Genomic DNA, 12252 nt, shown 5'->3' with positions numbered 1-12252 from the left:
AGGGATCAGTTCAGCGAGTGCTGGACCGCCATGTCCCCGCGCAGCTTGGCCATCCCCCGCGACACCGTGCTCTTGACGGTCCCGATGCTGATGCCCAGCGCCTTGGCGATCTCGGGCTCCGTCATGTCCTCGTAGTAACGGAGGACGATCGCGGTGCGCTGCCGCACCGGGAGCCGTTCGAGCGCCCGCTCAAGCTCCTCGTGGTTGTGCCGCGCGTCCGGCTGGACGGGGACCTCGGGCAGTTCCTCGGACGGGAACTCCTGGAGCTTGCGCCGCCGCCACCAGGAGATGTTGATGTTCACCATGGCCCGGCGCACGTACCCGTCGAGCGCGGAGCGGTCCTGGATCCGGTCCCAGGCGACATAGGTCTTGGCCAGCGCGGCCTGCAGCAGGTCCTCGGCGTCAGAGGGGTTCCCGGTGAGCTGGTGAGCGGCGCGCAGCAGTGCCGGCCCGCGCGTCACGACATACTCGCGGAACTCCTCATGATTCCCCATAAAACGATCACCGGTCCGGCCGTGGAGAGGCTGCTTCCGTCGCCAGAATCGCAGTTGGGACCCGCGATCCGGCTGAACCGCCATCCAGGTTTCGTACCGTCAAGTGCAAAGAGACGGCAGATCGGTGGCGGACCGGTTCGGCCCTCGTCGCCATCGGACGGCCCGGTTGGGGGAAATCAGGAGACAACAGCTTCCACCGAGTGGAGGAATATTGCTCCCGAAAGCACCATCGGCCTCGAATGCGTCCCTATCGGTCATCGGTCTCATGTGACGCTGGGCGGGTGAGAGTTCCCATGCCGCATGCGCGGGTCGAGCGCCGGCACCTGCTGTCCGCGGCCGCCCTCGGCCGGACCGCGCAGCCGCCCCAGCCGGCTGAGGACGACGACGGCCCCGCGCTGGACGCGCTCAGCGGCCGGATCCTCGACACCACACCCCACCTCCTGGTGATAGAGGACGACGAGGGCCAGGAGGAGCGCCTCGTCATCGCGCCGTGGGCCACCGCCTGGCGCGGCGGCCCGGTCCCTCCGGACCGGCTGCCCCTGGGCTCCCGCGTGATCGTCAGGACGCGGTCCGGGCGAGTCGCGGACTGCGTATGGGCCGACATGACCCGGATGACCGGGACCATCCTCGACGTCAGGGGCCGACGCGACCTCACCGTCGAGATCGACAGCGGCCCGCACCGGGGCCGCCGCTCGGTCGTCATCCCGTACCAGGCCACCGGCCGCCTCCTGGTACGGCACCCGAAGCTGGAGCCCGGCTATCTCTTCGACGCCATCGGGACGATCCAGGACGGCACCGCCCTGGCCCAGGTCCCGGCCACGTCGCAGCCGCCGTACCGGGCCAACGCGACGCCCGCGCCGCCTCCGGCATTCGGCGGGGCTCAGTCGAGGATCTCCGGGACCGCCGTGTGGTCCGACCTCGACGACGACGGCGCGGCCTATCCCATGCTGGAGAGCTCCGACACCGGCTGCGACCAGGGCGTCGTCCCGTGCGCCCGGCTGCCGTACCTCTCACTGGGGTCGATGCTCTTCGTCCGGAACGTCTGCGGCCGACGGTCGACGGCGGTGCCGATCGTGGCCTGCGGCTGCATGGCCGGCCGCTTCTGCGACCGGTGCGTCGACTGTGACACCTCTCCGCGCGGACGGATCGTCGAACTGTCCCCGCTCTCGTACGTACGACTCGGTGGCGACCTGACCAAGGGCTGCTTCAACGCCCAGGTCGGATTGAGGTGACGTGTGCTGGTGACCGCGGCGGTGGCCGCCCTGCCCATCCTGACCCTGCTCCTGATCATGGGGGGCGTGGCCAAGCTGTTCACCGCCGGAGACGACGGCGGCGGGCAGGACACGCTCAGCCGGCTCGGCCCCGCCGTCCTCGTGCCGGAGCGGTTCAGGAAGGCGGCCATGCTCGCCTGCGCCGTCGGGGAGTTCGCGCTGGTCGCGGGTCAGCTCGCCGCCGATCTCGTGGTCGCCCGCCTGCTCACCGTCGCGTTCTTCGCGATCTCGACATACGTGCTGTGGGATCTGCGCCGCCGCCGGCCGGATGTGGGGTGCGGCTGCTTCGGCGAGGTCAGCTCCACGCCGGTCGGCCTGCGCTCGGTCGCGCGTACGGCGGTGCTGACCGGGATGGCGGTGGCCGTCGCGGCGGCGGACGTCGGCGTGGCCGACCTGGTCGCGGGGGTGTCCTGGACCGCGGCGGCCTGGGCGGCGGGCTACCTCGCACTGCTGCTGGCGCTCTCGCCCGAGGTGGAGGAGATCATGTCGCGGCTGCGACACCGGGCCCCCTGTGAGGAGCGGCCGGTGCCGCCCGGCCGCGCGCTGGCCCGGCTCAAGGCAAGCGCGGCCTGGCGGACCCACGCCGCCGTCCTCGAGTCCGGCGAGCCGGACGACTCGTGGCGCGAGCTGTGCTGGCGGTTCTTCGTCTTTCCCGGTCAGGGCGGGGCCGACGTCGTCTTCGCCGTCCATATGAGCGGCCGGCGGCCGACGGTCCGGGTCGCCGTCGTGGGGCAGGACGGCAACCCGATCGAGCCGCTAGCGGAATCTATCCCTGTATCGGCTACACGCTAGACAGCCCTAGATTCCGCAATGGGAATGAGTGAATTCAGCTCTCTACGGCTCTCTAGCTTCCCCTCTAGAAAGCCGTAGAGAGGTCAATGGCGGGGGTCGCTACAGCGGTTGCGCACGCAGGAACCTCCCGAAATGGGGGACGGTGAAGGCGATCACACCGCGCTCCGCGCTGTAGATCAGGCCCTTCTTGATGAGGCTGTCCCGGGCCGGCGACAGGCTCGACGGCTTGCGCCCGAGCACCTCGGCGACGTCGGCCGTGGGCACCGGGTCGTCGCCGAGCTGGGCCATCGCGTGCATGTAGTCGCGCTCGGCCGGCGTGGCGCGCTCGTACCTGCTGCCGAAGAAGCCGACCGCGAGCTCCTCCTCGGCCTCGGGCGCGGACACCTTGATGTCGTCGGCCGTGATGGGGCTGCGCGGGGCGAGATCCCAGGCCACCTTGCCGTACGCCTGGACGAAGTAGGGGTAGCCGTCGGCCGCCTCGTAGAGGGCGTCGAGGGCCTCGGGGGTGAACTCGACGTCCTCGCGCTCGGCGGGGGCGATGAGGGCGAGATCGGCGGCCTCCCGGTCCAGCCGGTCGATGCGGGCATAGCGGAACAGGCGCTCGGAGTAGCTCTTGCTCGCGGACAGGACGCCGGGCAGGTGCGGCAGCCCGGCCCCGACCACGATCAGCGGCCCGCCGTTCTGCGACAGCTCGTGGCAGGCGGCGCAGAGCGCGGAGACGTCCGCGGCCGGCACGTCCTGCATCTCGTCGATGAACAGCGCGATGCCGACGCCGAGATCGGTCGCGACCCCGGCGGCGTCGACGAACAGCTCGGTCAGGTCGATCTCCAGGTCGCCGGAGTCGGCCCGGCCGCGCGACGCCGGGACGTCGATGCCGGGCGACCAGTGCGAGGTGCCCTTGGCCGCCGCCGGGTCGCGCATCGCGAAGGCCTTAAGCACGCCGAGGAACGCCTCGATGCGGTCCGGGGCGCGGTGCCGGGGCGCCAGCTCCCGGATCGCCATGTGCAGCGCCGCGGCGACCGGGCGGCGGATCGACTGGTCGGGCCGGGCCTCGATCTTTCCGGTGCCCCACAGCCGCTGCATGGCCATCGACTTGAACGTGTTGAGCAGGACGGTCTTGCCGACGCCGCGAAGCCCGGTGAGCACCATGCTCCGCTCCGGCCGGCCGCGGGCCACCCGCTCCAACACGACTTCGAACTGCTGAAGCTCACGATCGCGCCCGGCGAGCTCGGGTGGGCGCTGCCCCGCACCGGGGGCATAGGGGTTGCGCACGGGGTCCACGCTCTCGGACTTTATGACCGGATATAGCGGCCGCCGTAGATTTCCGTAGAAAGCGCTACGGCGTGTCGCTCCCGGCCGGAGCGGGACACATCGCCCGGAGGTGGCCGGCGCGCGCCGCGGAGACGCCAGCGGTGCCGCGAGCAGCGCCATGGCACACCTCACCTGCAGAGTCGGCGACCGAACCCATGTTCGATCGGATGCCCAAGACTGTAGCGCTCCCTCGAACATGTGCGCGACGTCTTCCCGGAAAAGCCACGCCGGGGAACGACGCTTTGCCGTACCGCTAGGTGAAGAACTTCAGCACGATCGCGGCGATCGCGGCGACGACGATCAGTCCGAGATAAGCCAGGACCAGCCGCGTGTCGCGCAGGAGGCACTTGCTCCGCACCAGCCCGGCGCGGCGGGCCCGGACATACCCGGCGAACCCCACCCCGGCGAAGGCGATCACCGCGAACGGGCCCAGCACCCAGCCCAGCAGGGCCACGGTCGCGTAGACGCACAGCCGCAGCGGATCGAACGGCGTCACGATGACGGGCCCGCTCCTGCCGCTGTGGGCGGTCGGTCGCGGCCCACCCGGCCACGGCCCACCCGGCCTCGGGCCGCCCGCTCCGTGCGCGCCGGTCCCATTGCCGTACCCGCCGGACTCACCGTCTCCCGTACCGTCCTCGGCGAAGGTGGCGGTGAACCCGTTCGCCTCCGGTTCGCCGGGCGAGTGTCCGTTCACCCCGGCTCCGTTCACCCCGGCCCCGTTCACCCGGGTCCGGTGCGTCCCGGACCCGTTGGCCCCGAATCCGCTGGAAGTGAATCCGTCGGTCGTGAATCCGTTGGCGGCGGCCTGGGCCGCGATCGCCTCCTCGTAGGCCACCCCGGTCAGCGGCGGCCTCCGTTCTCCTGGCATCTCTCCCCTCGTCTCTGCCGATTTCATGTGATCTCCACCAGCGGGAGCCGTACGCCGCCGTCCACTGAGGCGGTGGCGGACAGGCGCTGGCGGGCGAGCGCCGGCCACGCCTGGACGGCGCAGAACGGCGCGCACTGGTGCTGCCCTGAGCGGGTACCGACATGCACGCAGCACTGGGTCAGCCGCTCTTCGATCATGGTCGACATGTCCATGAACGGCTTCACGGTGATGCGGACCACGCGCTCGCCGAGCAGCCGCCGCAGCCGCTTCTTGCGTCCGGGCAGCACCGAGGAGGCGAGCGTCAGCAGCGTGGACAGGCCGAGGTCGCAGTTCTCGCAGATGTCGCGCCAGATGTTGCCGATCTCGGGATGGGACAGCGACGACTGCTCGGACAGCAGCCCGAGGAGCGACTCCTGCACGGCGAGACGCAGCTCGCGCGGGATCTCCGAGTCGGCGATCCGGTTGGAGACCAGGCCGAGGTTCTCCTTCAGGCGGTCGTGCCCGATGAGCGCGGTGAGGGAGCGCCACCGGTCGGAGTCGTCCTTGATCATGTAGCCGACGGAGCAGCAGTGCGGGTGCGAGCACGGCAGCGCCGTCAGGTCCCGCCAGGTGACCAGGCCGTCCGTCTGCGGGCCGAGCCGCTTCAGCACGCCGGTGTGGGTGAGCCGGTCCATCGGGTCGATCACGCCCGAACGGCCGGAGCCGAACTGCGGTTGGATCGACACGCCTCCGACGTAGGGCGTGTCGAGCGCGAGCCGTACGACGTCGCCGATCTCGCCGTCGTTCACACCGAGGGCGGTGGTCATCACGAGCGTGGTGAAGATCTCACGCTCGGAGAGGCGGGCGAGCGCCTCCTGCTTGAAGCGCCGCAGGTCGCCGCCCCGGTGGTGGCGGGACGCCTCCGCGCTGACGCCGTCGTACTGGAGGTAGATCTCGACCCGCTCGCGGTGCTCGGTCAGCAGGTCGAGCAGGGCGTCGTCCCTGGCCACGAGGACGCCGTTGGTGTTGATCAGGATGCGGGTGACAGGCCGGGTCACCAGCGCAGCGAGCAGTTCGGGCAGCGCGGGGTGCAGGGTCGGCTCGCCCCCGCTCAGCATGAGGACGTCGAGGCGGCCGTTCTCGCGGCCGAGCCGCTGGTCCACGCTGGCCAGGATGTCGTCGACCGGCACCACTCCGCGCAGGTCGGGCGAGGAATCCGTGAAGCAGGTCGGGCAGCGGAGGTTGCAGGTCTCCGCGATGTCCTCGAGCAGGATGCAGGTGTGCTGGGTCTGCATCTCGGGGAGGCCCTGCAGGTACGCCTCGGGGATCGGGGCGAAGTTTCCCGGCACGTCGGGGATGTGGGCCTTCGTGGGAGCGGTCCATTCCTCCAGATAGGCGAGGATCTCGGGGTCCTCGTCGTACATGGTGCGGACCATGCCGTGGGTGCGGCAGCCGCGCTCCAGGTAGACCCGGCCGTTCCGGGCGGCCAGCCAGCCGGAGAGGCGTGGCACCAGGTCGAGCGGACGGTCCGGGTCCTCCTCATGGCAGAGGGGACAGAACGCGTTGACGTAGCGCAGGATGCGATCACCGCGCAGGGGCATACCGCTCAAAGTGTTCCGCCAGCGTAGAGGCTCGGGTTGACGCCGGTGCAGAAGCCGGCGGACACGATGGAGACGAGCGCCCAGCCGATCATGAGGCCGAGGCCGAGGCCCTTGGTCCAGGGCTTTCGCAGGAGGATGAGCGCGAGGCCGCCGCCGAGCGCGATCAAGGCGAGGATCGCGGCGCCGATACCGACCACGATCTCCCCGTTGCCGCTCCCGGCGATGGCCAGTGTGAGCACCACGCCGACGAAATCGATCGTGATGAAGGCCGCGAACCCGGCGAAGGCCGTGGCGACGACGACCCCTCCTGTCTTCGGGGGCGGCGGAGGCGGTGGCGGCCAGCCCTGGCCGGGCGGCGGTCCGTACGGCCCCGGCGGACCCGGGGGCCCGGAGAACGGGCCCTGGGGAGGTGGCGGGGGCGGCGGAGGTGGCTGTGGGTCCCGCTCGTTCGGGGATTCGCCGGCAGGCTCGGGGGGAGTGGTCATCGTGTCTGCGGGGCCTGGGGGGCGCCCTCCTCCTGTCCTCTGTGCGTCCGGCTGTCCCTCTTGTGTACCAGCATGTCGTAATAACCACGGTGATAGCCGTACAGCAGCCGAATGAACACGAGCACCAGGCCGGGGAGGAGGAACCACTGCGGCCGGGTCAGGTCGAGCCAGACCGTCTCGTTGGCCCGGGTGAACTCCACGAGGAAGCGGAACACCGCGTACGCGCCGACGTACAGCGTGAACAGTTCGCCGGGGCGGCGCACCCGGTCGCGGGCCCAGGCGAGGGCGAAGAAGGCGGCCAGCTGGAAGGCGACCTCATACAGGAAGGACGGGTGCATGGCCTGCCCGGCGAGGCAACCCGGACACTCGGGGACGGACGCCGACGCGTGAACGCCCCAGGGAAGGCCGGTGGGACGGCCCGGCGCCTCGGTGAGGAAGCAGCCGATACGGCCGACCGCCATGCCGAGCGCGACGGCGGGGGCGAACAGGTCGCCCGTCTTGCCGCGATAGCCGACGAGGCGCTTGGCGATCAGCACCCCGACGTAGGCCCCGGTGAGGCCGCCGAGGATGCTGCGCGAGCCGAACATCCAGGCTTCGAGAAGACTGGGGTTCAGATGCGGGTCCAGGTGCTCGGCCCAGCCGGACAGGCGCATGCCGATCGCGCCGCCCACCAGGGCGCCCGCGACCGCGACCAGCGAGTCCTCGTGCAGCGCGCCCCTGCGGCGCGCCTCCAGGACGAACACGACAGCCGCCACGAGCACGCCGAGGCCGACGAAGAAGCCGTGGGTGGGGACGGCCAGCCCGCCGAAGCGCAGCTCGGGAAGCACGGGGCCACCCTAGGTCATGTCTGACAATTCACGCCCTGCTGCGCGACCCGGACGGCGCCTCGCCTTGTTGTCGGAGTCGGCCAGAGGCTCCACCTCCTCCGCGGGGCCGGGTTACGCTGACGTATGGCTACCACACGTTTCCGCAGATCAGCGACAGTGCTGTTGGCCATCGCCGGAGTGTCGGCGTGCAGCGTCGCGGGCAGGGCGGCGGCGCCCCCTCCGGTCACGGTCAGCCCCTCGGAGAACCCATCGCAGTCACCGGGCGCGGTCCCTTCTGAAGGCACGCCGTCACCGACCCCGAGTCCGAGCGGGACGGAGAAGCCGTCCGCCCCGCCCTTCTCGGCCCAGGTGACGAAGGTGACGCGGGACCAGGTGCGCTACTCCTGGCGGCCGGGCTGTCCGGTCGAGGTGAGCGACCTGCGCATGATCACCATGCCGCACTGGGGATTCGACGGCAAGATCCACACGGGCCGGCTCGTCGTCAACAAGGACGTCGCCGACGACGTCGTGTCGGTCTTCAAGAAGCTGTACGGCTACCGCTTCCCGATCAGGAAGATGGAGCCGGTGGACGCGTACAAGGGCAGCGACTACGACTCGATCGACGCGGGCAACACCTCGGCGTTCAACTGCAGGAGCGCCACGGGATCGACGAGCTGGTCCGAGCACGCGTACGGCCGGGCCCTCGACCTCAACCCTCGCGAGAACCCGTACATATACGCGGACGGGTCGAACGCGCACCGCAACGCGGACGCGTACGTCAAGCGCCCGCTGCACAAGCCGGGCGTGATCAATCCGGGCGACCGGGTCGTCCGCGCGTTCGCCGCGATCGGCTGGGGCTGGGGCGGCTACTGGAGCGGGGCGAAGGACCTCCAGCACTTCTCGAAGAGCGGCCGTTAGCCGGCCCGCGACCGGTGCGGTGGAAGGGCGATCATGGGCGTCGGACCGCGCCGTCGGGGGTACGGATCGGACGCGCCGGATTCGGCGTTTCCCGTCGGGGCCGGGCAGGTAGGCGGCCCGGCCCCGGCGGGAAGGCGGCCGGCTCCAAGCAGGTGGGCGGCCCGCGCGGTAACCCGCGCTGCGGCCCGCACAGTGAATCGCACTGGTGCGAGCGGGACCAGGCGTGTCAGGCTGACGTCTGGCCCGGCCGCCGCCGGAGTCCGGCCGGATGCGGAGGGGACTGACACTGCGATGGCGTCGAGCGGAGCACCCTCGGGTGAGACACGCGTACGCCCGCTCCTCCGGCCGAAAGGGGCGAGCTCCTGTCTCGTGCTATGAGAACTCGCGACCCCCGGAGCCGCCGGGAATCGCGAGCGAGGGCTCACACGCTAACGGATATGGCGGGGGAAACGGGAAGGATCGCTTACCACTTCATAACGATCGGCAATCGGGCCAGTCACGTTCCAACGGGCCGGCCATGTCAGGGGATCACGACAGCTCGTCTCACGAAGGCGCGACAGGAGAAGCACCACATGTCTGGCTGGAACAATTCAGGCCCCACCTTCCGCTTGTGGCCAGCGGACCGCTTCGAAGTCCGTTGCGTGCGGGCGAGTCCGGAGTTCTCCTCGGCGGACCGCTACCACTACGCGAAGAACGCGCACGAGGCCGTGCTCCGGCTCAGGGACGTCGGGCTGGTGACGCAGATGCAGGCGATCCGGATCGAGGACGGGGCGGTCCTCTTCGACCTCGCCTCCGGCGCGAGCGTGCCCGCCGATCAGTGGTGAGCCGCCGAGACGGCGAGGCAGACGGGTGATGGCGGCCAACGACGGGGACGGCTGGGCACTGTGCGACCGCGGGCACCGGCACTGGGGCGTCCACGGCGCCGCCGGCCTGCTCGCCGTCCACCACACCCAGGACGGCATGCCGTACGTCCTGATGCAGAAACGCTCCTGGTGGAGCCATCACGGCGGCACGTGGGGGCTGCCCGGCGGCGCCCGCGACAGCCACGAGGACGCGATCAGCGGGGCGCTGCGCGAAGCCCGCGAGGAGGCGGCGCTGACCGGTGACCAGCTCCGGATCCAGGGCGTCTACCTCGACGATCACGGCGGCTGGTCGTTCCAGACCGTCATCGCCCAGGCAGCGGGGCTGCTCGACGCCTCCCCGGCGAACGGCGAGAGCACGGACATGCGCTGGATCGCGGCCGACGAGGTCGGCGCCAGGAAGCTGCATCCCGGGTTCGCCGAGACCTGGCCGCTGATACGGCCCGCGCTGGCTCCCCTCATCGTCATCCTGGACGCGGCCAACATCATCGGCGCGCGGGCCGAGCACGGCTGGTGGCGGGACCGGGCCGGGGCGGCCGCCCGGCTGATCGGGGAGCTGCGCGTTCTCGCGGCGCGCGGCCTGCGCCGCCCTCCGGAGGGCTCGCACGACCTGGCCCAGTGGTTCCCCCGGATGACCGTCGTGGTCGAGGGCGTGGCCCGCGGCGCCGCCGGTGAGGGCACCGGGCGTTCGGGTGATGGCCCGCACGGTATCGCGGGCGTACCGGGTGGCGTCCTCGCCGGTGTCACGGGCGGCGTTTCGATCGTCGAAGCGTCCGGCAGCGGGGACGACGCGATCGTGGCACTCGTACGCGACGCGAAACGCTGGGAGAAGGTGCTCGTCGTCACGGCGGACCGCGAGCTGCGCCGCCGGATCGAGGCCCTCGGTGCCTCCTTCACCGGGCCTCGCTGGCTGTTGAACCAGCTCTGAATCGGCTGAACCGGCCCAGCTGCGCGGTTGTCCACAGGACAGTCAGCACCACGCGGCGGCCCTGCCAAGATGACCTCATGGCCGACCGGACCCTCGCCGATCTCCCGACGGAGTTGCCCCCTTCAGAGTGGGGACGCCGATCGGCGGCCCCTTCCGCGATGCCGTGGATCTTCGCCGCCGTCGTCGTCCTGCTGATCGCGGGGCACTTCGTCCTGACTCCCCTGCTGGCGTTCCCCTCGCTCCAAACCTGGGCGACGATCTTCGTGGCGATCTCGGTTCAGGCGCTGCCGTTCCTCGTCTTCGGCGTTCTGCTGTCCGCGGCGATCACCGCCTTCGTCCCGGCCTCGTTCTGGACCCGCGCGCTTCCCCGGCATCCGTACGCGGCGGTCCCCGTGGCGGGGGCGGCGGGCGCGGTCCTTCCCGGGTGCGAATGCGCGTCGGTTCCGGTCGCCTCGGGCCTCATGGCGCGCGGCGTCACGCCCGCCGCCGCGCTGGCGTTCCTGCTCGCCTCACCCGCGATCAATCCGGTGGTCGTGGTGGCCACCGCGGTGGCCTTCCCCGGCCAGCCGATGATGGCCGTCGCCCGGTTCGTCGCGTCACTCGTCGTGGCCGTCCTGGTCGGGTGGCTGTGGCTCCGCTTCGGCCGCTCCGACTGGCTGCGCGTCCCCGCCCGCACGGCGCCCGCCGGCTCCAGGTGGCAGGCGTTCCGCGAGGCGGCGCAGCACGACCTGCTCCACGCCGGAGGCTTCCTGGTCGTGGGCGCCCTGACCGCCGCGACGCTCAACGTCGTGGTGCCGCGCTCCTTGCTCACGACGGTGGCCGACGTGCCGGTGCTCTCCGTCGTGGTGCTCGCGCTGCTCGCCGTCCTGCTGTCGATCTGCTCGGAGGCGGACGCCTTCGTGGCGGCGTCCCTGACGGCGTTCTCTCCCACGGCGCGGCTGGCCTTCCTGGTGGTCGGGCCGATGGTGGACCTGAAACTGATCGCCCTCCAGATGGGGACCTTCGGGCGCGCGTTCGCGGCCCGGTTCGTCCCCGTGACGTTCGTGTTGGCGGTGCTGGTGAGCGTCGCCGTCGGAGGTCTCCTGCTGTGAACCGCATGTCGCAGAGCCTGGTGATGGTGTTCCTCGGCGGGGCCGTCCTGCGGATCACCCTGCTGTCCACGACCTACCTCAACTACGTGAAGCCCGGTTTTCACCCGTTCCTGGTCGCGGCCGGCGCCGTGGTGCTGGCGCTGGGGGTCGCCGGTCTGATCCAGGAGTGGCGCAAGCCGTACCTCACGGAACAGGAGTACGCGCATCGGAGTCATGCCGGACGCGGCAGTCACGACGACCGGCACGACGCTCGATACGACGAGCACGGCGAAGCCGTTCGGCACGACGCTCACGAGAACGCGCACCACGACGGGCACGACCACTCCCGCGGCCCCCGCGTGGCCTGGCTGCTCTGCCTGCCGGTGTTCGCGATCTTCCTCATCGCGCCGCCCGCGCTCGGCGCGTTCGCGGCCCGGTCGGAAGAGCCTCCGCCGCGCCCGCCAGTCACGTCGGACACCTATGCCCCGCTCGCCGACGAGACCGTGACCGCGATGCCGATCGGAGAGTTCATCGGCCGGGCGTGGGCGGACTCCACCTACTCCCTCACCGGCAAGCGGGTCCGGCTCACCGGATTCGTGGTGCCGTCGAAGAAGAAGGACCGGTGGTACGTCACCCGCATCCAGTTGAACTGCTGCGCCGCCGACGGCATCCCGTTGAAGGTCGCCGTACTCAAGGCCGCCCAGCCGCCGGTGGACACGTGGGTCGAGGTCACCGGCACATGGGTGCGTCCCAAGTCCGACAAGATCCCCAACGGGACGGTGGCTCCCGAACTCGTGGCCACCGACGTCACCGCGATCCCACGCCCGGTGGAGCCGTACGAGTGAGGGAGCGCATCGGCGGCCACCTCA

13 protein-coding genes are annotated in these 12252 nt (G+C 71.0%); 7 read left to right on the top strand and 6 right to left on the bottom strand.

The annotated features are described in order from the left end of the window. Window positions 1-5: 5 nt before the first annotated feature. The gene (locus AWQ68_RS05320) at window positions 6-494 is read right to left on the bottom strand and encodes a SigE family RNA polymerase sigma factor (RefSeq protein ID WP_066935407.1); all 489 of its coding nucleotides are present in this window, start codon (window positions 492-494) and stop codon (window positions 6-8) included. Window positions 495-775: 281 nt separating this feature from the next. On the opposite strand from AWQ68_RS05320, the gene AWQ68_RS05315 reads away from it, so the two are divergent. Both AWQ68_RS05315 and AWQ68_RS05310 read left to right on the top strand, forming a co-directional pair. After that, entirely contained in the window at window positions 776-1726 is a 951-nt protein-coding gene (locus tag AWQ68_RS05315) for a hypothetical protein (RefSeq protein WP_245655750.1), read from the top strand. A 3-nt stretch (window positions 1727-1729) separates the two neighbouring features. Further along, the gene (locus AWQ68_RS05310) at window positions 1730-2557 is read left to right on the top strand and encodes a MauE/DoxX family redox-associated membrane protein (RefSeq protein ID WP_066935401.1); all 828 of its coding nucleotides are present in this window, start codon (window positions 1730-1732) and stop codon (window positions 2555-2557) included. Between the two features lie 99 nt (window positions 2558-2656). On the opposite strand, the gene AWQ68_RS05305 is transcribed toward AWQ68_RS05310, so the two are convergent. The 5 genes from AWQ68_RS05305 to AWQ68_RS05285 form a co-directional block, all read right to left on the bottom strand. Next, complete coding sequence (locus tag AWQ68_RS05305; RefSeq protein WP_066935398.1) at window positions 2657-3838, bottom strand: ATP-binding protein; 1182 nt, start codon at window positions 3836-3838, stop codon at window positions 2657-2659. Between the two features lie 283 nt (window positions 3839-4121). Continuing rightward, window positions 4122-4736 (bottom strand): hypothetical protein, encoded by a 615-nt coding sequence (locus tag AWQ68_RS44635; RefSeq protein ID WP_245655749.1) that lies wholly within the window; start codon window positions 4734-4736, stop codon window positions 4122-4124. 23 nt (window positions 4737-4759) lie between these two features. After that, the gene (locus AWQ68_RS05295; RefSeq protein WP_066935395.1) at window positions 4760-6316 is read right to left on the bottom strand and encodes a radical SAM protein; all 1557 of its coding nucleotides are present in this window, start codon (window positions 6314-6316) and stop codon (window positions 4760-4762) included. A gap of 5 nt (window positions 6317-6321) precedes the next feature. After that, a complete protein-coding gene (locus AWQ68_RS05290; RefSeq protein ID WP_174554075.1) occupies window positions 6322-6801 on the bottom strand; it encodes a hypothetical protein in 480 nt (159 codons plus the stop codon). Beyond that, entirely contained in the window at window positions 6798-7628 is an 831-nt protein-coding gene (locus tag AWQ68_RS05285; protein ID WP_066935392.1) for a prolipoprotein diacylglyceryl transferase, read from the bottom strand. Before AWQ68_RS05285 ends, AWQ68_RS05290 begins: the two co-directional genes overlap by 4 nt. A gap of 357 nt (window positions 7629-7985) precedes the next feature. Between AWQ68_RS05285 and AWQ68_RS05280 the strand changes: the two genes are divergently transcribed. From AWQ68_RS05280 to AWQ68_RS05260, 5 genes are all read left to right on the top strand, one after another. Continuing rightward, window positions 7986-8525: a M15 family metallopeptidase gene (locus AWQ68_RS05280; protein ID WP_245655748.1), complete on the top strand. Its 540-nt coding sequence runs from the start codon at window positions 7986-7988 to the stop codon at window positions 8523-8525. Window positions 8526-9166: 641 nt separating this feature from the next. Beyond that, window positions 9167-9349 carry a hypothetical protein gene (locus AWQ68_RS05275; RefSeq protein ID WP_066935387.1) on the top strand — a complete coding sequence of 61 codons (183 nt, stop codon included), beginning with the start codon at window positions 9167-9169 and terminating at the stop codon, window positions 9347-9349. A 28-nt stretch (window positions 9350-9377) separates the two neighbouring features. After that, window positions 9378-10313 carry an NUDIX hydrolase gene (locus tag AWQ68_RS05270; RefSeq protein ID WP_066935384.1) on the top strand — a complete coding sequence of 312 codons (936 nt, stop codon included), beginning with the start codon at window positions 9378-9380 and terminating at the stop codon, window positions 10311-10313. 77 nt (window positions 10314-10390) lie between these two features. Further along, window positions 10391-11404: a permease gene (locus AWQ68_RS05265; RefSeq protein WP_066935381.1), complete on the top strand. Its 1014-nt coding sequence runs from the start codon at window positions 10391-10393 to the stop codon at window positions 11402-11404. Between the two features lie 5 nt (window positions 11405-11409). Continuing rightward, window positions 11410-12228, top strand: coding sequence for a TIGR03943 family putative permease subunit (locus AWQ68_RS05260; protein ID WP_157544925.1), 819 nt, complete (start codon window positions 11410-11412; stop codon window positions 12226-12228). Window positions 12229-12252 lie beyond the last annotated feature (24 nt).

Origin of the sequence: Microtetraspora fusca (assembly GCF_001570365.1) — a bacterium.
Classification (GTDB): domain Bacteria; phylum Actinomycetota; class Actinomycetes; order Streptosporangiales; family Streptosporangiaceae; genus Microtetraspora; species Microtetraspora fusca.
This window is presented reverse-complemented; position numbering and strand designations above follow the sequence as displayed.

Coding starts and splice junctions, on each gene's coding strand:
- AWQ68_RS05320 (WP_066935407.1), bottom strand. CDS start 494: ATGGGGAATCATGAGGAGTTCCGCGAGTATGTCGTGACGCGCGGGCCG.
- AWQ68_RS44635 (WP_245655749.1), bottom strand. CDS start 4,736: ATGCCAGGAGAACGGAGGCCGCCGCTGACCGGGGTGGCCTACGAGGAG.
- AWQ68_RS05295 (WP_066935395.1), bottom strand. CDS start 6,316: ATGCCCCTGCGCGGTGATCGCATCCTGCGCTACGTCAACGCGTTCTGT.
- AWQ68_RS05290 (WP_174554075.1), bottom strand. CDS start 6,801: ATGACCACTCCCCCCGAGCCTGCCGGCGAATCCCCGAACGAGCGGGAC.
- AWQ68_RS05270 (WP_066935384.1), top strand. CDS start 9,378: ATGGCGGCCAACGACGGGGACGGCTGGGCACTGTGCGACCGCGGGCAC.
- AWQ68_RS05265 (WP_066935381.1), top strand. CDS start 10,391: ATGGCCGACCGGACCCTCGCCGATCTCCCGACGGAGTTGCCCCCTTCA.
- AWQ68_RS05260 (WP_157544925.1), top strand. CDS start 11,410: ATGTCGCAGAGCCTGGTGATGGTGTTCCTCGGCGGGGCCGTCCTGCGG.